The organism is Wenzhouxiangella sp. XN201 (assembly GCF_011008905.1).
Lineage (GTDB): Bacteria > Pseudomonadota > Gammaproteobacteria > Xanthomonadales > Wenzhouxiangellaceae > Wenzhouxiangella.
Genome location: NZ_JAAIVI010000020.1, coordinates 127072 through 152303, shown reverse-complemented (window position 1 = coordinate 152303; position 25232 = coordinate 127072). Strand labels below are relative to the sequence as shown.

22 protein-coding genes are annotated in these 25232 nt (G+C 65.7%); 16 read left to right on the top strand and 6 right to left on the bottom strand.

Going from position 1 to position 25232, the window contains the following annotated elements:
* Positions 1–48: 48 nt before the first annotated feature.
* From G4Y73_RS10125 to G4Y73_RS10105, 5 genes are all read left to right on the top strand, one after another.
* Entirely contained in the window at positions 49–1956 is a 1908-nt protein-coding gene (locus tag G4Y73_RS10125) for a BamA/TamA family outer membrane protein (protein WP_164231522.1), read from the top strand.
* Positions 1953–5783 carry a translocation/assembly module TamB domain-containing protein gene (locus tag G4Y73_RS10120; protein ID WP_164231521.1) on the top strand — a complete coding sequence of 1277 codons (3831 nt, stop codon included), beginning with the start codon at positions 1953–1955 and terminating at the stop codon, positions 5781–5783. Before G4Y73_RS10125 ends, G4Y73_RS10120 begins: the two co-directional genes overlap by 4 nt.
* 47 nt (positions 5784–5830) lie before the next feature.
* The gene (locus G4Y73_RS10115) at positions 5831–6673 is read left to right on the top strand and encodes a dienelactone hydrolase family protein (protein WP_164231520.1); all 843 of its coding nucleotides are present in this window, start codon (positions 5831–5833) and stop codon (positions 6671–6673) included.
* A complete protein-coding gene (locus tag G4Y73_RS10110; RefSeq protein WP_164231519.1) occupies positions 6670–7137 on the top strand; it encodes a PaaI family thioesterase in 468 nt (155 codons plus the stop codon). Before G4Y73_RS10115 ends, G4Y73_RS10110 begins: the two co-directional genes overlap by 4 nt.
* A gap of 74 nt (positions 7138–7211) precedes the next feature.
* Positions 7212–7730, top strand: coding sequence for a hypothetical protein (locus tag G4Y73_RS10105; protein WP_164231518.1), 519 nt, complete (start codon positions 7212–7214; stop codon positions 7728–7730).
* A gap of 5 nt (positions 7731–7735) precedes the next feature.
* Here the strand turns inward: G4Y73_RS10105 and G4Y73_RS10100 are convergent, their stop codons facing one another.
* The 4 genes from G4Y73_RS10100 to G4Y73_RS10085 all read right to left on the bottom strand — a co-directional run bounded on the left by G4Y73_RS10100 (position 7736) and on the right by G4Y73_RS10085 (position 11650).
* The gene (locus G4Y73_RS10100) at positions 7736–8332 is read right to left on the bottom strand and encodes a Yip1 family protein (RefSeq protein WP_164231517.1); all 597 of its coding nucleotides are present in this window, start codon (positions 8330–8332) and stop codon (positions 7736–7738) included.
* A 128-nt stretch (positions 8333–8460) separates the two neighbouring features.
* Complete coding sequence (locus G4Y73_RS10095; protein WP_164231516.1) at positions 8461–8664, bottom strand: cold-shock protein; 204 nt, start codon at positions 8662–8664, stop codon at positions 8461–8463.
* Between the two features lie 116 nt (positions 8665–8780).
* Entirely contained in the window at positions 8781–10184 is a 1404-nt protein-coding gene (locus G4Y73_RS14290) for a GTPase/DUF3482 domain-containing protein (protein ID WP_164231515.1), read from the bottom strand.
* Complete coding sequence (locus G4Y73_RS10085; protein ID WP_164231514.1) at positions 10181–11650, bottom strand: DUF2868 domain-containing protein; 1470 nt, start codon at positions 11648–11650, stop codon at positions 10181–10183. The genes G4Y73_RS14290 and G4Y73_RS10085 overlap by 4 nt, the downstream gene beginning before the upstream one ends.
* 123 nt (positions 11651–11773) lie before the next feature.
* On the opposite strand from G4Y73_RS10085, the gene ccoN reads away from it, so the two are divergent.
* From ccoN to G4Y73_RS10035, 10 genes are all read left to right on the top strand, one after another.
* Positions 11774–13201, top strand: coding sequence for a cytochrome-c oxidase, cbb3-type subunit I (gene ccoN / locus G4Y73_RS10080; RefSeq protein WP_164231513.1), 1428 nt, complete (start codon positions 11774–11776; stop codon positions 13199–13201).
* Between the two features lie 29 nt (positions 13202–13230).
* The gene (ccoO, locus tag G4Y73_RS10075; protein ID WP_240451276.1) at positions 13231–13866 is read left to right on the top strand and encodes a cytochrome-c oxidase, cbb3-type subunit II; all 636 of its coding nucleotides are present in this window, start codon (positions 13231–13233) and stop codon (positions 13864–13866) included.
* Complete coding sequence (locus G4Y73_RS10070; RefSeq protein ID WP_164231511.1) at positions 13863–14021, top strand: cbb3-type cytochrome c oxidase subunit 3; 159 nt, start codon at positions 13863–13865, stop codon at positions 14019–14021. Before ccoO ends, G4Y73_RS10070 begins: the two co-directional genes overlap by 4 nt.
* On the top strand, positions 14018–14926 hold the full coding sequence (ccoP, locus tag G4Y73_RS10065) for a cytochrome-c oxidase, cbb3-type subunit III (RefSeq protein ID WP_164231510.1): 909 nt from the start codon (positions 14018–14020) through the stop codon (positions 14924–14926). The genes G4Y73_RS10070 and ccoP overlap by 4 nt, the downstream gene beginning before the upstream one ends.
* Positions 14913–15203, top strand: coding sequence for a hypothetical protein (locus G4Y73_RS10060; protein ID WP_164231509.1), 291 nt, complete (start codon positions 14913–14915; stop codon positions 15201–15203). Before ccoP ends, G4Y73_RS10060 begins: the two co-directional genes overlap by 14 nt.
* Positions 15200–16588 (top strand): cytochrome c oxidase accessory protein CcoG, encoded by a 1389-nt coding sequence (gene ccoG / locus G4Y73_RS10055; protein WP_164231508.1) that lies wholly within the window; start codon positions 15200–15202, stop codon positions 16586–16588. Before G4Y73_RS10060 ends, ccoG begins: the two co-directional genes overlap by 4 nt.
* Before the next feature lie 4 nt (positions 16589–16592).
* Complete coding sequence (locus G4Y73_RS10050) at positions 16593–17111, top strand: FixH family protein (protein ID WP_164231507.1); 519 nt, start codon at positions 16593–16595, stop codon at positions 17109–17111.
* The gene (locus G4Y73_RS10045; protein WP_164231506.1) at positions 17108–19522 is read left to right on the top strand and encodes a heavy metal translocating P-type ATPase; all 2415 of its coding nucleotides are present in this window, start codon (positions 17108–17110) and stop codon (positions 19520–19522) included. The genes G4Y73_RS10050 and G4Y73_RS10045 overlap by 4 nt, the downstream gene beginning before the upstream one ends.
* Positions 19519–19716, top strand: coding sequence for a cbb3-type cytochrome oxidase assembly protein CcoS (ccoS, locus tag G4Y73_RS10040; protein WP_164231505.1), 198 nt, complete (start codon positions 19519–19521; stop codon positions 19714–19716). Before G4Y73_RS10045 ends, ccoS begins: the two co-directional genes overlap by 4 nt.
* 125 nt (positions 19717–19841) lie before the next feature.
* Positions 19842–20555: a sulfite exporter TauE/SafE family protein gene (locus G4Y73_RS10035; RefSeq protein WP_164231504.1), complete on the top strand. Its 714-nt coding sequence runs from the start codon at positions 19842–19844 to the stop codon at positions 20553–20555.
* 12 nt (positions 20556–20567) lie between these two features.
* On the opposite strand, the gene G4Y73_RS10030 is transcribed toward G4Y73_RS10035, so the two are convergent.
* Both G4Y73_RS10030 and G4Y73_RS14285 read right to left on the bottom strand, forming a co-directional pair.
* Positions 20568–21122 (bottom strand): phosphoribosyltransferase family protein, encoded by a 555-nt coding sequence (locus G4Y73_RS10030; RefSeq protein WP_164231503.1) that lies wholly within the window; start codon positions 21120–21122, stop codon positions 20568–20570.
* The gene (locus G4Y73_RS14285) at positions 21115–23619 is read right to left on the bottom strand and encodes a S9 family peptidase (protein WP_164231502.1); all 2505 of its coding nucleotides are present in this window, start codon (positions 23617–23619) and stop codon (positions 21115–21117) included. Before G4Y73_RS14285 ends, G4Y73_RS10030 begins: the two co-directional genes overlap by 8 nt.
* A gap of 176 nt (positions 23620–23795) precedes the next feature.
* Between G4Y73_RS14285 and hemN the strand changes: the two genes are divergently transcribed.
* Positions 23796–25190: an oxygen-independent coproporphyrinogen III oxidase gene (gene hemN / locus G4Y73_RS10020; RefSeq protein ID WP_164231501.1), complete on the top strand. Its 1395-nt coding sequence runs from the start codon at positions 23796–23798 to the stop codon at positions 25188–25190.
* Positions 25191–25232: the final 42 nt, after the last annotated feature.

The following is a 25232-nucleotide window of genomic DNA, read 5'->3' as shown; positions in this document are numbered from 1 at the left end:
GGACTGTCCGAGCGTTACCATACTCATTGGTTTTGGCCCGGACTCCTCATGGCGCTGGCTCGTCGATTGTTGCTGATCGCACTGCTGATTTCGCCTGCCCTGCAGGCCGCTTCGGTGCGAACCGAGATCAGCGGCGTCGACGGTGAGCTGCTGGCCAACCTGCGCGCCTCGCTGTCGCTGGTGCGGGCGGAACGATTCGAAGACCTGTCGCTGTGGCGCTTGCGTCAGATGGCCGACGACGCCCGCGAGGAAGCCCGGCAGGCCCTCAGGCCTTTCGGCTATTACCGCCCCCGCATCCAGGTGCGCCTGATCGAACCCGATACCGAAGGCGAGCACTGGCAGGCAAACATCGAGGTCAATCCCGGCCGCGCCGTTACCGTCACAGAACTGCGGCTGGAGATTCTCGGCGGCGGGGCCGAGGACCCGGAATTCGACGAATGGCAGGAAGAATGGCCGTTGCCGACCGGCCAGGTGCTCGATCACCGGATCTGGCGCTCCGGCCTGCAGTCGCTCGAGCGGCTGGCCGAGGCGCGCGGCTACTTCGATGCGCATTTCGACGAGCGGCGGGTGATCGTCGACCCGGACCAGCGCGAGGCCGAAATCCGGCTCAAGTACGACACCGGCGAGCGCTACCGATTCGGCCACTACGAAGTCTCGGAAACGCCGTTCGGCACCCGCCTGATGAATCGGCTGCACACCCTCGAGGCCGACGATCCCTACGACATCGAGGAACTCGACCGGCAGCGCGAAGTGCTGGTGCGATCGGGCCTGTTCGAACGCGTGGTCGTGGAACCCGAGCGCGACACGGAGCAGCGGCGGGTCAACCTGCACTACCAATTGCGGGAACGCCCGCCCAACACCTGGCGCAGCACGGTCGGTTTCGGCACGGATACCGGCGCGCGGCTGCAGCTGGGCTGGACCCGGCACTACCTTTCGTCACGCGGCAATCGCCTGGACACCGCCTTCGGCGCCCAGCAGCGGCGCGAGGAGTTCGTGCTCAGAAGCGAATACCAGCATCCTCGCGGCGACCGGCCCTCCGAGTTTCTCACCGCCGGTGCCGTGCTGCGCAGCGAACAGGACAACTTCCGCTTCTACGACGAGAACCGGGTCGAACCGGTGTTCGAAGCCTTCAGCGGCCGCCGCGAGCAGGCCGAGCTGACTTTCGGCCGACTGCAGGAACGCCGGCTCCTGACCGAACATTTCCAGCCCCTGGAAGAACGATTGTTCCTGTCGCTACTCGATGAGAGCTTCGACGCCTTCCGCGAAGGATCCTTCAGCAGCGAAAACGAGGCCCTGCTCGAGGCCAATCCCGAACTGGCACCCTTTCTCCAGACCGACACGACCGCCGTCGCCCTGGGCGCGCGCTGGCGCCTGCCCTCGATTCGCGGCACCGGATTCAACACCCGCGGCCTGGTGTTGCAGGCACAGTTACTGGGCGCGCACGAGTCGATCGGCTCCGACGTCAGTTTTGCCCAGGCCTGGGGCAGCGGCCGCTGGCACTTGCGCTTCGGCGAGCGCCACAAGCTGCTGCTGCGAGGCGAAATCGGCTACACCGAGGCCGATACCCGCCGCCTGGACATCGAACTCGACGATCGCATTCTGGATCTGGCCATCACCGACTTGCCCGAACGCTATCGCTTCAAGACCGGCGGCGATCGCACCGTGCGCGGCTACGGCTACGAGAATCTGAGCACCAACCGCAACGGTGCCAATCACCTGTTGGTCGGCTCGGTCGAATATGAATTCCGGGTCGGCGAGAACTGGTCGCTGGCGGCCTTCGCCGACATCGGCAACGCCTTCAACGATCTCGACCAGCGCAAGCTCAAGCGCGGTGTGGGCGTTGGCTTTCGCTGGTATACGATGATCGGGCCGCTGCAGATCGATATCGCCCAGGCCCTGGACGATGTCGACCAACCCTGGCGGCTGCATTTCACCATCGGCACGCAACTGCTATGAAGAAGTGGCTGATCATTGCCGGCATCGCCGTCCTCGTCATCCTGCTGCTGGCCGGTTCGGCCTGGCTGTGGCTGACGCGCAGCGAAAGCGGCGCACGCTGGGCGCTGGCTCGTGCGGCCGGAACTGTCGAGCAACTCGAGTACGACGCGCTCTCCGGCGGCCTGGCCTCGGGCATCACCCTGGAAGGTCTGCGCTTCGCCCATGCCGGCACACGCGTGAACGCCGAATCGATCGAACTGGCCGCGCGTATCGAACTGTTCGCCGGACCGCGCGTGGTCGTGCGCCACCTGCGCGGTCGCGGCATCGACGTCCACCTGCCCCGGGAAGACGCCCCAGACGAGCCCGCCGCCGAGCCTTTCGACCTGTCCGCCCTGGCCAGCCCGGTGGAAGTCATCGTCGAGCAGGTCGAACTGCGACAGATCACCGTCCACGGCAGTGAGGAACCGCTGGAAATCGAGCGTGTGGCCCTGGCCGGCCGCTACGGCGATCGACTCGAACTCGAACGCTTCGAAATCGTGGCCGATCCCGGGCAGGCCACGGCACAGGGCGAGTGGGCGTTGACGCAGCGCGGCAGCGGCCACTTGAGCGTGAACGCAACAATGCGGCTGGACGACGACAGCGAACAGACGGCCCGGCTCGATCTTGAAGGCCGCCTCGACGCACTCGATTTCGTACTGACCAGCAGCGGCCCGTCAGCCACCGTGGAAGGACGCGGTCGATTGCGCGGCCTGCCGGGGACGCCCTCGGTCGAGGCCGAGATCACCGGCGGGCTGGCCGGCTGGCCCGGGCTGCCGCTGCGAATCGAGGACCTGGTACTCACGCTCGACGGCAATCCGAATGACTGGCGCGCTCAATCGAGTGCGCGGGTGACCGGGCCCGACATCCCGCCGGGCGAGTGGTCGATGGCCCTGTCCGGCAGCATGCAGGCCCTGACGATCGAAACGCTCGAGGCCGACATCCTCGACGGACAAATCACCGGCAGCGGGGAGCTGGACTGGAGCGAATCCGCCCCGGCCAGCCAGGCCCGGGTGCAATTCGAGAACCTGGACCTCACGCCGCTCTATCCGGAATGGCCCAACCAGGGACGCATCAGCGGCGAGTTGGCAGCATCGACCCGCGAGGGCGTGATCGAACTCGAAAGCCTGGCACTACGGGCCGACCCGGGTGACCTGAGCGTCAGCGGCCAGGGGCTGATCGATCCGGCCAACGACCGGATCGACGTGAGCCTGGAGTGGCAGCAGTTCGCCTGGCCGCCGGTGACCGACGACGCCGAACCCATCGTTTCCAGTGACTCCGGCCGGCTCGAGCTGGAGGGGCGCATCAGCGAGTGGCGCCTGCAGCTCGACGCTCTGTTGCAGACCCCGAATGCGCCCGACTCGCGCGTTCAGGGGCGGATCAGCGGCAATGACTCGCAGGCAAGCATCGAGGAACTTTCGATAAGCAGCGAAGGCGGATCGATGCGCATCGACGGTCAGGTCGGCTGGGCGCCTTCGCCGCGGGGCGAACTGGCCCTGGCATTCAACGAATTCGACCCGGCGATCTTCCGCGCCGACCTGCCCGGCCGCCTGGACGGGCGGGCCCGGATTTCGTTCGAGCGAGATCAGCTCTGGCAGGCCCGGGTGAATCTCGAGAGCCTGGCCGGCCAGCTGCGTGGCCAGTCGGTTTCCGGCAGCGGCAACTTCGCCCTGTCCGGACAGACCGCGCAAAGCGCCGATCTTGACCTGACGGTCGGCGACAATCGCCTGAGCCTGAGCGGAGAGGCCGAAGCGCCCTGGCAATTCACGCTGGACGCGGGTGCGCTCGAGCAACTCTGGCCGGACCTGGGCGGTCGCGCCCGGCTGAGCGGTCAGGTCGAACCGTCCGAAGGGCGCACCGCATTCGAAGGCGAGTTCGAAGACCTGAGCTGGCAGGAGTACCGCCTGGCCGAGGCGGGGCTCGAGGCCGAGCTGAGCTGGATGGCTTCACCGACCGTCGCCCTGCATTTTCTGGCCTCCGATATCGATGTTCGGCCCTGGGAACGCCTTGAGCAGTTCGAGCTGTCGCTCGACGGCGACTGCGACCAGCACGAATTGGTGCTGACTACCACGGGATCGCGCGGCAGCATCGACCTGGCCGGCAGCGGCGCCCTGCCCGGCTGCCTGGAACAGCCCGGCAACTGGCAGGGCCAGCTCGAGCGGCTCTACCTGGGCGAGACCATCGCCGGCGACTGGCGGCTGGATGAACCGCTGCCGATCGCTCTCGAAGCCGGCACGACCCGGATCGGTGCCGGTTGCCTGGTCACGGCAGCCGCCGGCAACGCCGCCCTGTGCCTGGATCAACTGTCGACGAACGGCACGGGCCGGGTCGGCCTGCGTCTGGTCGACGTCCCCATGGACCTGTTCCTGCTGCCACTCGATCCGGTCGTTTCCCTGACCTCACCGCTGTCCGGCCAGATCGAAGCCGGCTGGAACGAAACCGGTCTCACGCAGCTCGAAGGTCATCTCGAGCTCGCCAGCGGTGCACTCCGGCCGCTTGAAAGCGAGCGCGACCTGCTGGCCGTCGACGGCATTGAAATAAGTTTCACGCCCGAGTCGGACAACGGAGTGCGTGTGGATCTGGCGGCCCGACTCGAAGGCCGCACGGAACTGACCGGGCAAGCCCAGGTGGCCGACCTGCAGCGCCTGGCCGAATCGCGCATCGAGGCCGACGCGCAACTGGATCTGCCCGATATCGGCGCATTCGCTCACCTGCTCACCGAGTTCGACCGGATCGAGGGCCGCGCCAGCGGGCGCATGCAAGTCGGCGGTGTTCTGGGCCAGCCCACCATCGAGGGCCAGCTGTCCATCGTGGATGGTCGGGTCGTTCATGCCCCCCTGGGCCTGGATGTTGGACAAGTTCAGGTCGAACTGGCCGGTGATGTCGATCGGGCCCGTCTCACGGGTAGCGCACGATCGGGCGAAGGCCGGCTGGAACTGACGGCCAACGCGCAGTCGGTGGCCGAAGGCTGGCAGATCGAAGGCCAGGTCGAAGGCGAGCGCTTCACCTTCGCCGATGCCGGCTGGCTGCAGCTCGAAGCCAGTCCGCAAGTCAGTCTGCGCGCCGATCCGCGGCAGCTCACGATCGACGGCGATGTCCTCATCGACCGGCTGCAAGCTGGCATGCCACCGGGCACAGCCGAGCGCGTCGACCCGTCACCGGATGTCGAAGTTCTCGGCGAGATCGAGGACGAGGAAGACCCGCTGCCGGCGGCGACCCGACGCATCAGCGGCCGGCTCGGTATCGACCTGGGCGATGACGCCAGCCTGGTCGCAGCCGGCCTGGATACCCGCCTGGCCGGCAAACTGGAGCTGCTGTGGGACAAGAGCGTGATGCCCAATGGCCGCGGCACCATCCGTCTGCCCCAGGGCAACTACCAGACCTACGGCCAGAACCTGGAGATCAGCGACGGCGAGGTGATCTTTACCGGACGGCCGATCGACAATCCTCGCCTCGACATCCGCGCGGTGCGCGACATCTTCGGCGATGCCGAAGTCGAAGCGGCCGGCGTACACATTTCCGGCACCGCCCGCAATCCCGAAATCGAGCTCTACACCGACCCGCCGACCAGTCAGGAGAAGGCCCTGGCCTACGTCGTGACCGGCTCGGACTTCGACCACGCCGGCGGCCAGGGCGCGCTCAACGTCGGCTTCTACCTGCTGCCGAAACTGTTCGTCAGTTACGGGGTGGGCCTGTTCGAGACCGGCAACGTCCTGTCCGGCCGTTACGAACTGTCGCGGCGCTGGGGCGTGCGGGTGGTCTCGGGTGAACGCGATACCGGTGTTGATCTAAGCTATACCGTGAACAACTGACGCGACCGGAGGGTTCGACTTCGAGCCGATCCGGCAGGAGGCAGACCATGTACGGCAAGTTGATGCAAACGATGATCGGACTGGTGATCTTTACGCTCGCGCTGAGTGCCGCTGCCGGCGAGCGACCGGCCGAGGACGTAATGATGCGCGCCATCTCCGGCCAGGCCGGCGAGCCGGGTGGACGCGACATCGCCTACTTCTCCGAAGACGAGGCCACGCGCGGCTACCTCGCCGTCCCCGAGGGCGACGGCCCCTTCCCGGCCGTGATCCTCATTCACGAGTGGAACGGCCTGGTCGATCGCATCCGCCAGACCGCCGACGCCTTCGCCGAACACGGCTACATCGCGCTGGCCGCCGATCTCTACCGTGGCCGTACGGGTTCGAACCGCGAGGAAAACATCGCGCTGATGCGCGAGGCGCGCGCCGACGAGCAACGCATCATCGACAACCTCGATGCCGCCGTCGACTGGCTGAAAGCCAATACGCCGACGACCGGGCGCATCGCCACCATCGGCTGGTGCTTTGGCGGCGGCGTGGCGCTGTCCTACGCGCTCGGCGGAGATGAACACGACGGTACCGCCATCTTCTACGGCTCACTGATCGACGACCCCGAACAAATGCGTCACATTGACCACGAGGTCTACGGCACGTTCGCCGAGGAGGACACGGGTATTCCCGTCGACGAGGTCGAGGCTTTCGTCACCGCGTTGCGCGCGGCCGACATCGACAACGACGTCCATATCTATGATGCCGTCGACCACGGCTTCTGGCTGTATACCGAACGCGATCCGCACGATGCGCGCCCGGCCGCCGCCCATGCCTGGGAGCGCCTGCGCGCCTATCTCGATCGCACCATCGGCCCCGACACGAACGATGCGGAGGAAGAATGAACGAACCTTGCCTTCAGGAACGCTACGCCCCGCACAACGCCTGCTTCGGCTGCGGACCGTCCAATGAAAAAGGCCTGCGCATTCGCTCCTTCGCGCAGGGCGAGCGCGTGGTCGCCGACTGGCAACCCGAGCCGCACCACGAAGCCTTTCCCGGCGTGATCAACGGCGGCATCATCGGCTCGCTGCTCGACTGCCACATGAACTGGACCGCGGCCTGGCACCTGATGCAATCACAGGACCTGGACAAGCCACCGTGCACGGTGACGATGGAATACGCCGTCAAGCTCAGAAGGCCGACCCCTTCGGACGGCCCGCTGCACCTGGAAGCCTGGGTGACCGACACCGACGAGAAGGGCATCGTCAGTGTCGAAGCCGAGCTCAGCGCCGGCGGCGAAGTCTGCGACCGGGCGACGGGGCGGTTCGTGGCCGTCAAGCCGGGGCACCCGGCCTATCACCGTTGGTGATCAAAGCGGGTCGAGATGCAGGCCTGGCGTCACGATGCCATAATCAGGCCGGTCTGAAAACTTGGAGTCGAACCATGCGCAGCACATTGCAGATCCTCCTGGTGGCCGGCGCGTTGCTTGTGCTCGCAGCCTGTCAGAACGATTCGGCGGAAGATACGATTGAGGTGCCCGACGAGCCCGTTGCAAGCGCCGGTGAATCAGCCGAAGCGCCAGAGGAGCCAGCAACCGATGAGCCCGCCCCCGCCGATCCGTCGCAATCTCCGGAGGATGACATGAATGCGTCGAATGGAAATCCGCTCGACCTGGCCGAGGCCATCAAAGCGGCCCGTAGCGACCTGGCCGAACGTTCAGGCGTAGCACCCGATGCCATCACCATCGCCCAGGCGCGCAAGGTCACCTGGCGCAGCGGCGCCCTGGGCTGCCCCGAAGAAGGCGCGATGTATACCCAGGCCCTGGTCGAGGGCTTCTACATCCGGCTCAAGGCCGGCGAGCGCGAGTACGCCTATCACGCCGGCCGCGACGGCCAGCCCTTTCACTGCCCGCAAGCGCGCAGCCAGCCACCCCTGGACGACGACGAGAAGCCGACGTCCTGAACCTTCTACATCCGGCCCATTCCAGCGCTACCGGCCATCGTCCCGGCACCGAGTATCAGACCGATGATCAGCTGCACGACGATGGCCGCGATGATAACCACCACGAAATGCACGACGCGCTTGTCCTCGGGCACGCGCACGGCCAGCGGGATGATCTTGTAGAGAAAGACCAGACCGATGATCGTGCCGGCCAGTTGCAACAGCGGGCCGAGGAACGGTATGCCGCTCAGGGCAGCGCCGATCCAGCCGGGGATGATGGCCAGAGAGACGCCGGCAAAGGCGCGATCGAAATCCGACTCGCCGCCGAACTTGTCGGCGAAAAAACTCACCAGGAAACTGAGCACGGTCACACTGATCGCCGCGCTGAGCAGCCCGAAGATGAGTCCGAGGATGACGCCGCGGCCGTAACCGAAATAGAAGTAGCCGCCGAAAATCAATGACAGCAGCCAGCCGATCACGATGGCGGCCACCACCAGCGGTACGGTCAGTTCCATGGCCGTGCGCTGCCAGCCCGGGTCTTCGCCCAGGTACGACTGCCAGGTTTCAGCAGGCTCTGTCAGACTGCCCCTGACCAGCTCGATGGTCTTGCCCGGATTGAACATCGGATTCTCCTCGCTCGAATGCCCGTTCGATTATCCACGAGATTCGCGCCGTCTGCATGCCGCACCGTGCGGGCAAAAAAAACCCCGCCGCAGCGGGGTTTTGCCAATCTTGGGTGAAGCGGTTCGCTTCAGGCCGGCTGCACGTTGGCTGCCTGGGGACCCTTGGGGCCGTCCTGGATGTCGAAGGACACCTTCTGTCCCTCGGCCAGCGTCTTGAAGCCGGAGCCCTGGATGGCGGAGAAGTGCACGAAGACGTCCTTGCCACCGTCATCCTGACTGATGAAACCGAAGCCCTTGGCTTCGTTGAACCACTTGACTGAACCTGTTGCCATGATACTTGCTACCTATGTAATCAAAAAACGAAATATACCCAGGGTAGATGAGGATGGGATTTTCGCAGGCTGCCTACCAAAAACGGGAGGGATCCAACTGAATTCGCATTCGCCATTTACCACAGGCGACTTTCATTGTACGCCGTCGAACCGATAAAAACCAGCGCATCCAGTGAGTTGACTAATTCGGTCAGGGCGGCATCGCGGGCAGAGGCGGCGCCTTGATTCAGGCCCGACCATTCAGGATGGAAGCGCGCGCGGCGAAGCATGCGCGGCAGGCCCTTTCGTTCCAGTCGTTTTCCCAGTGCCAGCCGAATCCTTTCCGGGTGGCCATGGCCGCGATGCAGCAGGGACTCGAGCAGGGAGATCGAACGCGCCATCAGCAGCTTGAGCACGACATCGTCGACCTGCAGTCTCTCCCGACCGCGCCAGCGGCTGATCAGGCGCGAGCCGCCTGAGCGTACCAGGCCCGTACCGGCGCCCAACGCGGCCCCGGTCAACGTGCCCAGGCCGAGCGACAGTCCGCCGGTTCCGACATCGACCACGGCACCGGCACCCGCGCCAACGGCCGCGTAACCCGAGGCGCTAAGGCCATAGTGCCGCAGGGCTTCCGGATCAAAGGGGTCGGCCTTCCATTGCGCATCGTCGATAACTAACTCGCTGTCCTCGAAGTCAACCTGGCCGAAGCGGTAGAGTTCGAGAATCGTCTCCAGGCAAGCCCGTTCACGCTGGCGAATGGCATCGCGAACGGAGCGCCGGGCACTTTCCCGCTCGGCCTCGTCGCCGCGGCGAATCTCGCGTACACAGGCTGCGGCATCGAGCAGCATGGCGGCGATGGCCTCGAGCGCGGCGTGCCGACGCTGTCGTTCTTCCTTGTCACGCTGCGCCAGCCAGGCATCGATCACCACGGCGTGCGCATCGAGCTGGCTCTTGAGCTTTTCGAACAAGCGACGCTCGGTGGCCGCATCGCGCACCGCCGCGTCGAAAGCCAGCACAGTGTGCAGGCCAACCCGGGCCAGCGCCTCGCGCCACTCGGCTTCACGGCTTTCGGCTGCCGCGACGAAATTGAGCACGGCCACGATCGGCCGCGCACACAGCCCCAGCACGGCCAGTTCGTCCTGGTACTTTTCCAGCACCGGTTCGCGCGCGTCGATGACGTACAGGGCGATGTCGACCTCGAGCATCAGTTCGAGCACGCGGGCTTCGTGATCGAACTGCCGGCGAGCGTCGTCATCGGCGAGCAACCGCCGTACGCGCTGCGGGCCATCGTGACGATCACCGGACCCTTCATCATCAAGGCGTTCAATCAGCTCAGGCGCATTTTCAAGACCGGGGGAGTCGAACAGCACGATGCGCGAACCGTCGGCCGCCACCAGGTCGCCGGCCATGACGCGGCGCGTGGTACCGCCGCGATCCTGCACGTCACCGAAGGCGCGGTTGTGGGTCAGCGTGCGCACCAGCGAAGTCTTGCCGGTGTTGGTGTGGCCGACCACCGCGATGCTGAGCGACCGGTCCGTCACGACGAATTCTCCTCTTCACTGATAGCCCGGTGCAGCTCCGCCACCGCGCCAGCCTCGGGCGCATCCAGATCGAGCACGATCACGGCCGCTCCGATACGCCCGGCCAGCGCTTCCCAGTCGGCCCGGCGCTCGGCCAGCGGTCCGCCGCGCGCCTTCAGTTTCCCGCCCTCGTCGAGCACCAGCCACAACGGCGCATCGGCGGCATCGGCCAGGCGTTCGAGAAAACCGCCCGTGCCCGCATCGGGGGTGCGCAACATCGAGCAGACCGCAAGCACGGCCGAGGCCGGACGACTCAGGCGCCCGGCCGAGGCCAGGGCAGCCCGGCGACCCGCACGGTCGTCGGCGCGGCCCAGATCGAGCAACTCGACGCCGGGCACCAGGTCGGCCAGGTTGCCGGGTGCGTCTTCGAGCTCGATCGCCACGATCAGACCAGCGCCGGCATCAGGCCGGCGACTGCGGCGCGGCCTGGAAGGACTGTCCGGAACGGGCGGGCCCGACGGCTCCGGCACGCGCTCGTCGGCCATCAGTTCAGCGGCCAGGCGCAGGTGCCCGGGATGGGTGGTCTCCAGCGGCAGGCGCCGGGCCGAATGCCATGCCAGGGCTGTGCAGATAAACCAGGCCAGCAGGCGCGGCAGCAGGGAGTAGGCGACGATCATGGCCAGCAGGAAACGCGACCACTCGGCGCGCGCCGCCAGCTCCCCGGCACCCTCACGGCCTGCCACGATCCAGGCCGGATCGGCCGGCGGCATGAGCCCCAGTAGCGACGGCCATGCCGCCAGCGCCTCGACCAGGCGCACCACACGGGCATCATTGAGCAAGGTTGTGCCCCAGGTCAGGTCATACTGAACCACGCTGAAAATCACGATCAGCGTGACCCAGGCTGCAGCCGAATACGCCAGCCAGAACACATGGCTGATGGCGCCGAGCTTCCAGCGTCCCCAGGGCGTGGCGAGCGCGCCGGCGAAGGCCGCCATCAGATCGCCCGCCTGCGGCGAAGCCAGCAGACGTGGCCCAAGCCGCCGCAGACCGGCCGCCACCAGCCCGCCGAGCGCGCTGCCCGAGCCGGACTGTCGCCAGCCGGCCAGCATCAGCACCAGCCAGCCCAGCAGCATCAGCGTTGGCACGATCAGCAGTGCGGCTGCGGCCAGCAGTACGTCGACCTGGCGATCGGCGATCACCGAGCGAGCGGCGACGACCCCGGAGACCAGACCGAGAAAGGCCAGCCCGTAGGCCGCCCCCCCGAAAAAGCCGAGCAGGCGCTGGATATCGCGCTTTAGCGACGCTGCCGGCGGCAGGGCGCGCGAGCGCGCCACCAGGCGCTGTTCGAGCGATCCGCCACGCCGGCGCCCAACCGCCATCGCCGCCTCGTCGGGCAGGCGGCCGGAACGCTCCTCTCGGTGGCGGATGCTTTCGACCAGCAGCCAGTCATCCAGAAGAATCCGGCTCACGGGGCGGTGAGTATGCATTCAAACATGGCGCCAATCATACCCGGGCACCGGCAATGATTGATCCTGATCAAGTAAGCTGTCGCAGGCCGCGCCGATAATGCGCGCCGATGGCGCCGTACCCATAACGACCAAGGAAGCATGATGTCGCAATCGATCACCTACAACGACCGAGTGGTCCGACAGTTCGCCTGGACGACCGTGCTCTGGGGCATCGTCGGCATGCTCGTCGGCGTGCTCATCGCCGCTCAGCTGATCTGGCCCGAACTGGGCGGGGGCATTTCCTGGCTGAGCTACGGCCGGCTGCGTCCGCTGCACACCAACGCCGTGATTTTTGCCTTCGGCGGATCGGCCCTGTTCGCAACCAGTTATTACGTGGTTCAGCGCACCTGCCACGCGCGGCTGTTTTCCGACCGCCTGGCGGCCTTCACCTTCTGGGGCTGGCAGGCGGTGATCATCGGCGCGGTCATCACGCTGCCGATGGGCTTCACCATGAGCAAGGAGTACGCCGAGCTGGCCTGGCCGCTGTCGGTGCTGGTCGCCCTGGTCTGGGTCGCCTACGCCATCGTCTTCTTCGGCACCCTGGTCAAGCGCAAAGTGCGCCACATCTACGTGGCCAACTGGTTCTACGGCGCCTACATCCTGACCATCGCCGTGCTGCACATCGTCAACAACCTGGCCATACCGACCGACTGGTGGCACTCCTACCCGGTCTATTCCGGCGCCGTCGATGCCATGGTGCAGTGGTGGTACGGTCACAACGCCGTCGGCTTCTTCCTCACCGCCGGCTTCCTCGGCATGATGTATTACTTCGTGCCCAAGCAGGCCGGACGGCCCGTATATTCGTACCGGCTGTCGATCGTGCACTTCTGGTCGCTGATCGCCATCTACATGTGGGCCGGCCCGCATCACCTGCACTACACCTCGCTGCCCGACTGGGTGCAGTCGCTCGGTATGGTGTTCTCGGTGATGCTGCTGGCGCCGAGCTGGGGCGGCATGATCAACGGCATCATGACCCTGTCGGGGGTCTGGTACAAACTCCGGACCGACCCGACCCTTCGCTTCATGATCGTCGCGCTCAGCTTCTACGGCATGTCGACCTTCGAGGGGCCGATGATGTCGATCAAGACGGTCAACGCCCTGTCGCACTACACCGACTGGACCATCGGCCACGTTCATGCCGGCGCCCTGGGCTGGGTTGCGATGATCTCCATCGGCGCGCTCTATTCGCTGTTCCCGCGCCTGTTCGGCGTCGAGAAGATGTACTCGACCAAGCTGGTTGAATGGCACTTCTGGGTGTCGACCATCGGCACCGTGCTCTACATCGTGGCGATGTGGATCGCCGGTGTGATGCAGGGCCTGATGTGGCGCACATTCAATGACGACGGCACGCTCACCTATACCTTCATCGAAGTGCTGCGCATGACCGAGCCCTATTACCTGATGCGCCTGCTCGGCGGACTGGTGTTCCTGTCGGGCATGTTCATGATGGCCTGGAATGTCTGGAAGACCTGGCAGATGCGCACTAGCGACAACCTGGACGTGCCGGTCAAGGCACCCGCTCACGCCTGATCGCACGGGAGATATGAGTCATGGCTAGCATGCACGACAAAATCGAGAAACACGCCGGTCTGATGGCCGTACTGATCGTGGTTGCCATTTCCTTCGGCGGGCTGGTCGAGATCGTGCCCCTGATGTTCAAGGCCACCGTGGTCGAGCCGTCCGAGGGCGTCGAGCCTTACAGTCCGCTCAGACTGGCCGGCCGCGACGTCTACGTGTCGGAGGGCTGTTACAACTGCCACAGTCAGCAGATCCGGCCCTTCCGTTCCGAGACCGAGCGCTACGGCCACTATTCGGTGGCTGGCGAGTTCGTCTACGACCGGCCCTTCCAGTGGGGCTCGAAACGCACCGGGCCCGACCTGGCCCGCGTCGGCGGCCGCTACAGCGACGACTGGCACGAGCTGCATCTGATCGACCCGCGCGCCGTGGTGCCGGAATCAAACATGCCGGCCTATCCCTGGCTGGCCGAACGCTTCGTCGATCCGGACAAGATCCAGGCCCGCATGCGCGTCCTCCAGACCCTGGGCGACCCCTACAGCGACGAGGACATCGAGGAAGCGGCCGATGCCGTTGCCGGCCGCACCGAGCTGGAGGCCGTCATCGCCTACCTGCAGGGCCTGGGCACGGAATGGACCGGTCAGCGCGTTGCGCCTCGCGCTGGAGGAGACGACTCATGAGCAGCGGCATCATCACGGGACTGGCCATGCTCGCCTTCGTCGCCATCGTCATCTGGGTATTCGTTATCAAGCGCAAGGAAGACTTCGACGAGCAGGCCAATCTGCCCCTCGACGAGGACGACAAGACCGAACAGGACAAGGAGCATCGATCATGAGCGCATTCTGGCACTGGTTCGTGGTCCTCATCACCCTGGGCTTTACCGCCGCCATGGTGTGGCTGTTCATCGTCACCGGCCGGGCGCAGGTCAAGGCCGAACCGCACGACGAGGGTGGCGACACCACTGGTCACGTCTGGGACGAGGACCTGCGCGAATACAACAACCCGATGCCGCGCTGGTGGCTGTGGCTGTTCTACGGCACGGTGATCTGGTCGCTGCTCTACCTGGTGCTCTATCCCGGCCTCGGACGCTTCGAAGGCACGCTGGGCTGGAGCCAGGAAGGCCAGTACGAAGAACAGATGGCGCGCGCCGCCGCCGCCTTCGAGGAACGCTTCGCGGAATTGACCGAGCAGCCCCTCGAGGCCCTGGTCGACGACGCCGATGCGCAACGCATGGGGCGCAACATCTTCGCCCATAACTGTTCGACCTGCCATGGGTCGGATGCCCGTGGCGCCGAAGGTTATCCCAATCTCACCGATCAGCACTGGATCTGGGGCGGCGCACCCGAGCGCGTGCTCGAGTCGATCCAGTCGGGACGCCAGGCCGTCATGCCGCCGCTGGGCGATGCGCTGGGCGAACAGGGCGTCACCCGCGTGGCCACCTATGCGCAGAAGCTGGCCGGCAAGTCGGTCGACGCCACCATGGCGGCCGCCGGGGAGCGCCTGTTCCAGCAGAATTGCGCCGCCTGCCACGGCCCCGAAGGCACCGGCAACATCCATCTCGGCGCACCCGACCTGACGGCCGGCATCTATACCTACGGCGGCGATCTCGACAGCCTGCGTGAGACCATCCGCCAGGGTCGCAATGGCATCATGCCGGCGCAGGAACCGCTGATCGGAGAGGCTCGCAGTCGGCTGGTCGCCGCCTATGTCCTCGGGCTGAGCCGGGATGACGACGAGTAATCGCCCAACCGATCCGCCACCACGACCCCTGGCCCAGCGCCTGGGCGCAATCCTGTGGCCGTCGTTCTTTGCTGCCGGCGTGGCGACCATGCTGTTCTTTGCACTGATCGACCCGCTGGAGCTCCGAGACATCACCTTCCCGGAACTGGAACTGAGCCGGATGGCGGGCTACACCATCGGCTTTTTCCTGTTCTGGGCCGCCACCGCCGCCTCGAGCCTGTTTACCTGGCTGCTGCTACGGCCGGCCAGCCGCTTCAATCGCAATCCACCGCAATGAACCAGACACCCACCGGCGAGACCATTCCGCTCTACGTCAAGCAGGAAAAAGTCTACCCGCGCGAGATCAAGGGCCGCTTTGCCCGGCTGCGGGTGATCGCCGCCTGGGTTCTACTGGGGCTTTACTACGTGCTGCCCTGGATCAACTTCAACGGCCACCAGATCGTGCTGTTCGACCTGGTCAATCGCCAGTTCCACATCCTCGGCCTGACGCTGTGGCCGCAGGACCTGATCATTCTGTCGCTGCTGCTGGCGATGGCAGCGCTGAGCCTGTTCTTCTTCACCGCCCTGGCCGGGCGCCTGTGGTGCGGTTATGCCTGCCCACAGACGGTCTGGACCGAAGTCTTCCTGTGGATGGAGCGGGTGACCGAGGGCCGCCGCAACAAGCGCATCAAGCTCGACAAGGGGCCCTGGACGCGGGAGAAGATCGCGCGCAAGTCGGCCAAGCAGTTCCTGTGGATCACTTTCGCGCTGTGGACCGGCTTCACCTTCGTCGGCTTCTTCGTGCCGATCCGCGATCTCGGCTTGCGCCTGTTCGAGTTCAACCTGGGCGGCTGGGAAACTTTCTGGCTGTTCTTCTACGCCTTTGCGACCTATGGCAATGCCGGCTACTTGCGTGAGCAGGTGTGCAAGTACATGTGCCCCTATGCGCGCTTCCAGTCGGCCATGTTCGACGACGATTCCCTGGTCATTTCCTATGACGAGGCCCGCGGCGAGCCACGCGGGCCGCGCAGCAAGTCGGCCGACCGCGCCGAACTGGGCCTGGGTGACTGCATCGACTGTTATGGCTGCGTGCAGGTCTGCCCCACCGGCATCGACATTCGCGACGGCCTGCAGATCGAATGCATCGCCTGCGCTGCCTGTATCGACGTCTGCGACGAGGTCATGGACAAGATGGGCTACCCGCGCGGCCTGATCCGCTATTCCACCGAGAACGCCATGGCCGGAAAGCCGACCCGCATTCTCCGGCCGCGCATCTTCATCTACCTGTTTGCCCTACTGATCCTTGCGACCCTGGTCGGCGTTGTCATTACCGGCCGCGACCCCTTGCTGGTCGACGTGTTGCGCGATCGCACCGCCCTGCACCGCGTCACCGAGAGCGTCATAGAAAACCCTTACTCGCTCAAACTCACCAATCGCACCGAGCGGGATGTGGCGGTCAGTCTCGAGGTACGGGGCTTGAGCGGCCTGCGGATCATCGAACCGACCGAACCGGTGGTGGTCGCACCCTCCGAGGTGGCCAACCAGCCGATGACCATCGGCCTGCCGCTCGAGCAGGCGCGACCGGGCATGCACGAGATCACCATCATCACCACCGATGCCGAGGGGCAGCGGCTCAACGAAACCGAGACGCGCTTCTTCATCCCGGCGCGCGCACTGGAGTGACGGCATGGCGGCGAACATGAACGACACCATCGTGCGGCCCTGGTACCGGGAATTCTGGGTCTGGTTCATCCTCGCCATCCTGAGTATGGGCGTGGCCTCGGGCACCGGCGTGCTGATCATCGGGCTCAAGCGGGCACCGCAGATGGTCACCGGCGACTACCAGCCCCTGGGCAAGGCCTTGGTGGACACTCACCATCGTGCCGACCGGGCGCTGAGCCTGGGACTGAGTGCCTGGCTGTCGGTCGACGGCGACCAGGTCGAGCTCGTGCTCAGCGCGCACCGCCCCGACCAACTGCCCGACCAGCTGCTGCTCCGCTTCGAGCACCCCACCAATACCGAACGCGATATCTCGGCCGTGGCCCGGCGCGTCGATGCCGGACGATGGCAGGCCGTCATGGGCGAGCTCCGGGCCCCCGAACGGGCGCGCGTCATCCTGAGCGACCTCGAACAGACCTGGTGGCTGGCCGGTCGCTTCTCCGGCGAAGTCGCCGGCCGGATCGGGCTCGAACCGGAGCGACTGTGAGCCGCGCGGCGGCGGCGACAGTCTGCTGGCACTGCGGCGAACCGGTGCCGCCGGGCACCGACCTGACGACCACGGTCTCCGGAAAACCACGGCCGATGTGCTGCCACGGCTGTCTTGCGGTGGCCACGCTGATCGATCAGGCCGGCCTGAACCGCTACTACGAATTCCGCGACGCCCTGCCCGAGCGTCCCGAGGCTGCCGCGCGGATCGACGACTACAGTGCCTGGGATCGCGACGCCATTCGGCGCCATTACGCCCATATCGACGGCGACGGCCAGGCCGTGATCAGCCTGGTGCTCGAGAACGTCCACTGCGCCGCCTGTGCCTGGCTGATACGACGCTTCCTCGGCGAACTCGACGGCGTGGCCGAAATCCAGGTCGATATCGGCGACGGGCGAGCCCGGGTCCATTTCGACCCCGAGCGTACGGCCCTGAGCGAAGTGGCGGCTCGCCTGGCCGCACTCGGCTACCGCCCCCACCTCGACTCGCCGCAGGCCGGCGAGCAGCGCGACCGCATTGAACGTCGCCGCCTGCTCAAGGCCATCGTCGTAGCGGGACTCGGCATGATGCAGGTCATGAGCTACGCCCTGGCGGGCTACATCGGCGCCTTTCAGGACATCGACCCGACCAGCGAACGCTTCTTTCAGGTGATCAGCATGATCGTGGCCGTGCCGGTCGCGCTCTATGCGGGCAGGATCTTCTACCAATCCGCCTGGCGGACGCTGCGGCAAAGACGCATGGGGATGGACGTGCCCGTGGCCGCGGCCATGCTGCTGGCATTGACCGCCAGCATCGTCATCACCCTGCTCGACGCCGGCAAGGCCTACTTCGACTCCGTGGTGATGTTCATCTTCTTTCTGTTGCTGGGCCGCTACGCCGTGCTGGTCACGCGCCAACGCGCCGGTTCGGTTCACTCGGCCCTGGCGCGCTCGCTGCCGGCCGCCGCACGCCGCCTGGCCGCGGACGGTACTCCCGAGGCGGTCTCGCTGATCGAACTCGAAGCAGGCGATCGGGTCCAGATCGGTGCCGGCGAGACCGTGCCGGCCGACAGCCGCATCGTCTCGGGGCAGGCCCTGGTCGACGAATCCTTGCTGTCGGGCGAGGCCAGCCCGCGGCGACGTGGCGCGGGCGAATCGGTGCTGGCCGGCTCGCTGTTGCGCGACGGCCAATTGGTAGTCGAAGTCGGCCAACTCGGCCAGTCGACGGTGCTGGCCGGCATCGTGCAGCTGCTCGAACAGGCCCGCGACCACAAGCCGCGCCTGGCCCAGGTTGCCGACCGCATGGCCGGCTGGTTCGTGGCCTTCGTGCTGACCGGAGCGGCGGTCACGGCGATTGCGTGGTGGCAAGTCGACCCTTCCCGGGTGCTGCCGGTGGTGATTTCGCTGCTGGTGGTCTCCTGCCCCTGCGCCCTGGCCCTGGGCACACCGGCGGCGCTGGCCTCGGCATCGCGCGGCTTCGCCCGCCACGGCATGCTCGTCAGCGGCAGCGAAGTGCTCGAGAATCTGCCGAAAATCACCCACGTGGTGCTGGACAAGACCGGCACGCTGACACAAGGTCAGATGCGCGTGGCCGAAGTCCGCATCGAGGATGCCGGATTGTCGCGTGACGAGATCCTGGTCCTGGCCGCAAGACTCGAGCGTATCAGCCGTCATCCGGTGGCCAGCGCTTTCGAAACCCATGACGACGGTGGCCGGGTCGAGCGGGCCGAGGCGGTGATGGCCGCCGGAGTGCGCGGCCAAATCGACGACCGGGCATTGGCGCTGGGCAAGCCCGCATGGATCGCCGAACGCACCGGCCTTGAACTCACCCCGCCCGGCCCGGGCCAGTGGATCGCCCTGGCTGACAGCGACCATGTTCTCGCGTGGATCCGGCTCGACAGCCCGCTACGCGAGGGCGTCGATGCCCTGGTCGCGCAGCTGAAGGCCCGCAACATCGAAGTACTGCTCGCCTCCGGTGACCGGTCCGAAAACGTTGCTCAAATGGCCGAGCGCTTGGGCATCGACCGATTCAAGGGCGATCTTCAGCCGGCCGACAAGCTGGCATGGGTGCGCGCGCTGCAGGCCGAAGGCGCGCGCGTGGCCATGGTCGGTGACGGCATCAACGATGCGCCGGTGCTGGCCGGCGCCGACGTCTCGCTGGCCCTGGCCGAAGGTGCCGACATCGCCCGAACCCAGGCTGATCTGGTGTTGACCGGCCACAGTCTGAACGCCGTCGCTCGCGCCTTCGAGCTGGGCCCGCGCGTAGTCGGCGTGATCCGACAGAACCTCGCCTGGGCCTTCGCCTACAACCTGGCCGCCCTGCCCCTGGCCGCCACCGGCTTCGTCCCGCCCTGGGCGGCCGCCATCGGCATGTCCCTATCAAGCCTGCTGGTCGTCGCCAATGGCCGAAGAGCCGGCCGAGTCAATCGATGAACATCATCTACGTCCTCATTCCCCTGTCGGTGCTCCTGATGCTCCTGGCCATCGGCGCGTTCTTCTGGGCAATGCGCAACGACCAGTTCGAAGACCTCGACACCCCGGCTTTGGATATCCTCGACGAAGATGACGAGCCTCAAGAAAAGCGAAAGGAGCGTGGAACCACGGAACGCACGGAAGACACGGATTGAAAGAGTTGATCAGTTCGACAATCAGGATGCCATGCATGAAAACCCTTGCACGATGACTGCTGCCGGCGCCATGAACACACAACCGTTTTCCGTGTCTTCCGTGCCTTCTGTGGTTCCAATCATCAATGAATGCTGAGACTGCACTGCTGACAGGCCTGCTCGCCGGATTGTTCGGGTCGACGCACTGCCTGGGCATGTGCGGCGGGATCGTCGGCTTGCTGCATGCCCAGATACCCGCTGGCCGCGGCGCGCTGGCGATCGGTTTTCATGTCGGAAGGATTTCGAGCTACCTGGCCATCGGGCTGATCGCCACCGGCCTCGGCATGTTGCCGGCCGCCGCCATACCCGAAGCGGCGCCGCAAATCATGCGCTGGCTGCTCGGCGCCATCATCGTGCTGATGGCCGTCTACATTGCCCTGCCCGGCCGCTTCCGCGACGTCGCCGGGCAATTCGCCGCGCCGCTGACTCGACGCATGATGCCGGTCTTTTCGAAGTTCCTGCCGGTGCGCTCGCTCGACAACGCCATCGGCCTGGGCCTGCTCTGGGGCCTGCTGCCCTGCGGCCTGCTCTATACGGTCATCGCCACCGCGGTAATGCTGGCCGACCCGATGGCCACCACCGCCATGATCCTGGCCTTCGGCATCGGCACTGTGCCCCTGCTGCTCGGCGGCGGCCTCGTGATGCTGAAATTCCGCTCAGCCATCAACCGCCCGGGCCTTCGCTGGCTGGCCGCCGCCCTGCTGGCGCTGACCGGGCTGCTGATCGCGGCCGGGCCGTGGCTGGCCCATGCCGTCGACCATCCGTGGATGCAGTTCCTGGTCGAGTGTGTCGGCGGTTGAACTGGGCGGCGATCAATCCGAAGCGATCGTCGAGTGGTGCTTGATCGCAATGCCCAGCTCGGATTCGTAAGGCGGCACCGAACATTCGATTACCCAGCCCTCCCCGACGTCGATCCGGCGGCCGACGAATTCGGCATGCACCGGCATGAATTGCTCGTCGCGGGCGCACAGCACTGCGATTTGCAGCCGGCTGGCACCTGCAGCACGCAGAAAACCGGCCGCGCGAAATGCGGATTCACCGGTGTAGAGCACGTCGTCGACCAGGATCAGGTGGCGTCCGGTAACGTCGATGTCCAGCGAGTCCTCGTCCAGGGCGGGCCGATCGTGCAGCAGCGTCAGATCATCACCGTAGCGCTTGAGCAGGAGCTCGCCCACCTCCGGCGCCCTACCATTGATGCGCTCGAGACGTTCGGCCAGCATCCGGGCCAGGGGCGCTCCGCGCCTGAGCAGGCCGACCAGCGCAGTCTCGGGTTCCAACTGCGGGGCCATGACCCGGGCCACTTCATCGAGCAAGGCCTCGACCCCCTGCCGATCGACCAGGGCGAGCGTTCGGTCCGGTTCATTCATCAGTCGCTTCCGGATACAGGTACTGCCACCACTGCGGCTCATCCTTGAGCCACTTGTCGTACCAGGCCAGCATCGTGTCCCACCAGACGTAGCGCTTTTCGCGATCGAGAATCCAGTGGTCCTCGCCGGGGAACTCGACCATTTCGACCTCGCGGCCGAGCAGCTTGAGCGCGGTGTACATGTTGTGACTCTCGCCCGGTGGAACGTTGGTGTCGGAATCGCCGTGCAGTAGCAGCATGGGCGTGGTGATCTTGTCGGCGTTGTAAACCGGGCTTTGTTCGACGTAGAGCTCGCGGTTGTTCCAGGGGAAGCTGCCGCGGCTGGCGATGCCGGAATAGCCGTAGCCCCACCAGCCTTCACCCCAGTAGCTGGTCAGCGCACTGATGCCGGCATGCGAGATCGAGGCTGCGAAGAGGTCCGTCTTCGTGGCCAGGTACATGGTCATGAAACCGCCGTAGCTGGCGCCGATGTTGCCGATCCTCTCGCCGTCGACAAATTCGTGCGCCGCGACGAACTTCTGCGTGCCCTCGATGATGTCGTCAGCGGTGTACTCGCCCCAGGCGTTGACGTGTCTGGCCGAGAAATCCTGGCCATAGCCGATCGTGCCGCGCGGCTGCAGCACGTAGATCACGTAGCCGTTGGCCGCCCACAGGTTGAAGGGATAACGGCCGGTGAACTGACGATTCACCGGCATGGTGCCGCCGTAGTAGTAGACGATCAGCGGATACTCGTTTTCGGGGTCGAAGTCCGGCGGCAGGTAATAGCGACCCTCGATGGCCTCGCCGTCGGCATTGGTGAATGACCAGTCGCGCACCTCACCGAACACCACATCGGCATAGGACGATGCGCGCGAATTGAACAGGATTTCGATGCCGCCGTCGATGCCGACCCGATGGACACGCTGCGGTGCCGTGGCATCGCTGCCGCGAACGACCACCGTCGGCGGTGAGGTACGCGAGGCGACGAAGCCTTCCATAACTTCCACGCCGATATCAACCCGGGTCAGTACTTGGTCGACGCCGTCGAAATGCACCAGCGCGGAACGCTCGCCATCGACGGCCGAGAGCAGCAGGTCGCCGTCGGCCAGGCGCTCGATGCCACTGAAGGCCGGATCGAAGTCACGGCTGACGCTGGTCGCCGACGCCCCATCGGCAGCCAGCAGGTAGAGCTGGGTGTCGTACTCGTTGGCGGCACGTTCCTCGCCCAGGGTCTTGCCGTCGCCCATCGGCAGGCCCGGACCGGCCAGCAGCCAGTAGCCATCCTCGGCAAAGCGGATATCGTCGAACTGGCGCAACTCGACGACGTCGCGCTCTTCCAGTCCATCGAGGTTCAGCTCGAAGATGCGAAACAGACTGTGCGGTGGCTCGGCGTAGTCGATGCTGCGCTGCGACAGTAACAGGCGATCGCCTTCCACATCGTGCAGGGTGACCGAACGATCGGCGGCGGTCAGTGGCCGGACGAGGCCACTTTCGATATCGACCTGGTGAATCTGGCTATTGTCGCGAAAACCGGCCCAGCGGTCCTCGAGCGCGCGCAGACGCCGGCGCTTGTCGGTTTCGCTGTCGTCCTTGTCGGTCCAGCTGAAAATGATCGAATCGGAATCCGGGTGCCAGCGCCAGCTGCCGAGACCCTCGTGCTCGAGCAGCAGGGCGCGTGCCCGGCCGCTTTCGCGGTCGAGCAGCCACAGGCTGTCACCCTGCTGAATGGCCAGGCTGCGGCCGTCAGGGCTCCAGGCCAGGGCAGCGGGACGCTCGCCGGTCCAGTGCCGCACGATGCGGTCGGTCTGCAGGTCGCGGATTTCAAGGCGTTGGATATCGGCATCGGCCGGCTCGTCACGGCGTTCGAAGGCCAGCGCCAGGTAGCGACCATCCGGCGAGATGGCCATGTCGCCGACCGTTTCGGCGTTGGTCAGAAGCTGCGCCGAAACACGGCGCTCGGGGCGCAGGGAGACCGATACCCGGTCCTGCGCCTCCCGCCCGGTCCATCGCAGTGCTGGATCGCCTTCGGCCGAAGCACCGGCGTGCACGATCCAGATGCCGTGGCTGCCGTTGCGAAGATCCAGGGCGTAACCGTCGTCGCCGGATTCGATCAGTCGGCCATCGACGTACACAACCGGCTTCTCGAAGCCCTCGATTTTCAGGTGCCCGCGCACGAAGCGATCGGCTTCGAGCTGAAACCACCAGAGCATCAGCGCCGATTCTTCCGCAAATTCCGCCGGTTCGATTTCGCCCCAGCTCGCGGACTGGCCGAAGATCGACAATTCGCCCCCAGCGGCGGGCAGCTCACCCTCGTCGAGCTGGCCGACCAGCGCCCGCTGCATGGCACCAGCATGGCCGGACCGGGACAGGCGATCGGTATCGACCGGCAGCGGTCCGAGCGACAGCACTCGCCCGATTTCAATCGTGGGCGGGTTGTTCTCGCCCTCGTTCCCGTTGTCCTGGGCAGAAAGGGGCAGACTGAAAAGTGCGATGGCGACAAGCAGCGTTATGCGGAACACGGGCGTTTTCCTCCGTCAGAAGATCTCGGCCCCGCAATGTAGCAGAAAGCCCTGGCCGGGCGGGCCGCGGACATTCAGGGACCTGAAATGCACTTTTTTGACAGGAATCAAGTCGAGGCGCCCGCGGCAGCACTACGCTGGGCCCCGAATCAACGAAAACATGCGGCAGAGCCACCATGTCAGAACTCATGCGACCCGTATTCGACGCCGACCTGATTGAAAAGTACGGCGGCGAAGGCCCCCGCTACACTTCCTATCCGACCGCGGTCCAGTTCAGCGAGGACTTTGGTCCGGCCGAATACGAGGCGGCCATTGCCGAGAGCAACCGGCTGCCGATGCCGGCCGGCCTGTCGCTGTACGTGCACGTGCCGTTTTGCGCCAGCCCGTGCTTCTACTGCGCCTGCAATCGGGTGATCACTCGCTCGACCACCGCCGGGCAGGAATTCCTGGTCAACCTGGAAAAGGAACTCCGCCTGGTCGCGCCGCGCTTCGATCGCGACCGGCCGGTGCGCCAGCTCCATCTCGGCGGCGGCACGCCCACGTTTCTGAGCACCGAGCAGATCCGTCAGCTCATGGCGCTACTTCGAACACACTTCAGGTTTGCACCCGATGCCGAACTGGGCCTGGAAATCGACCCGCGTACAGTCGATCCGGCCGGCATTCGCGAACTCAGGAAGATCGGCTTCAACCGTCTGTCCATCGGCGTACAGGATCTCGATCCCGAGGTGCAGAAGGCGGTCAACCGCGTTCACGACACCGCCATGGTCGCCTCCGTTCTTGGCGCCGCCCGCGGCGTGGGCTTCGAATCGATCAGCGTCGACCTGATCTACGGCCTGCCCCTGCAGACGACGACGGGCTTTTCGCGCACGGTCGAGTCGATCATCCACATGAACCCCGACCGCATCTCGCTGTTCAACTACGCCCACCTGCCGCACCTGTTCAAGGCTCAGCGCCAGATCCAGGACGACCAGATGCCCAGCCCGGCCACCAAGCTGGCGATCTTCCGCAACACGCTCGCGCGCCTGCTCGACGCCGGCTACGAGTTCATCGGCATGGATCACTTCGCCCGGCCCGACGATTCGCTGGTCAAGGCCAAGCGCGACGGCAGCATGGTGCGCAACTTCCAGGGCTATTCCACGCACGGCGGGCTCGACCTGGTCAGCTTCGGCCCCAGCGCCATCAGCCAGGTCGGCGACAGCTTCGCCCAGAATCACCGCAAGCTCGAGGACTGGACCGTATCGCTGATCGAGGACCGCCTGCCGACCGCACGCGGTCTGACCCGCTCGTCCGATGACCACATCCGCGCCGACATCATCGAGCGCATCATGTGCAACGGAGCGCTCGACTTCCCGGCCGTCGGCCGCGCCCACGGCCTGGATTTCGAACAATGCTTCGCCGCCGAAATCCAGCGGCTTCAGCCCCTGGCCGACGACCGCCTGATCGAGCTCCAAGAGCACGGCTTCAAAGTGACCGAAAACGGCCTGCTGTTCCTGCGCGCCATCGCCAAGACCTTCGATGCCTACCTGGCGCCAGCCGGCCAGTCGCAGGGGCGTTTTTCGCGCATTGTCTGAACTGTCAGCATATTCAGGGAGCATCTGAACCACGCTGAACGG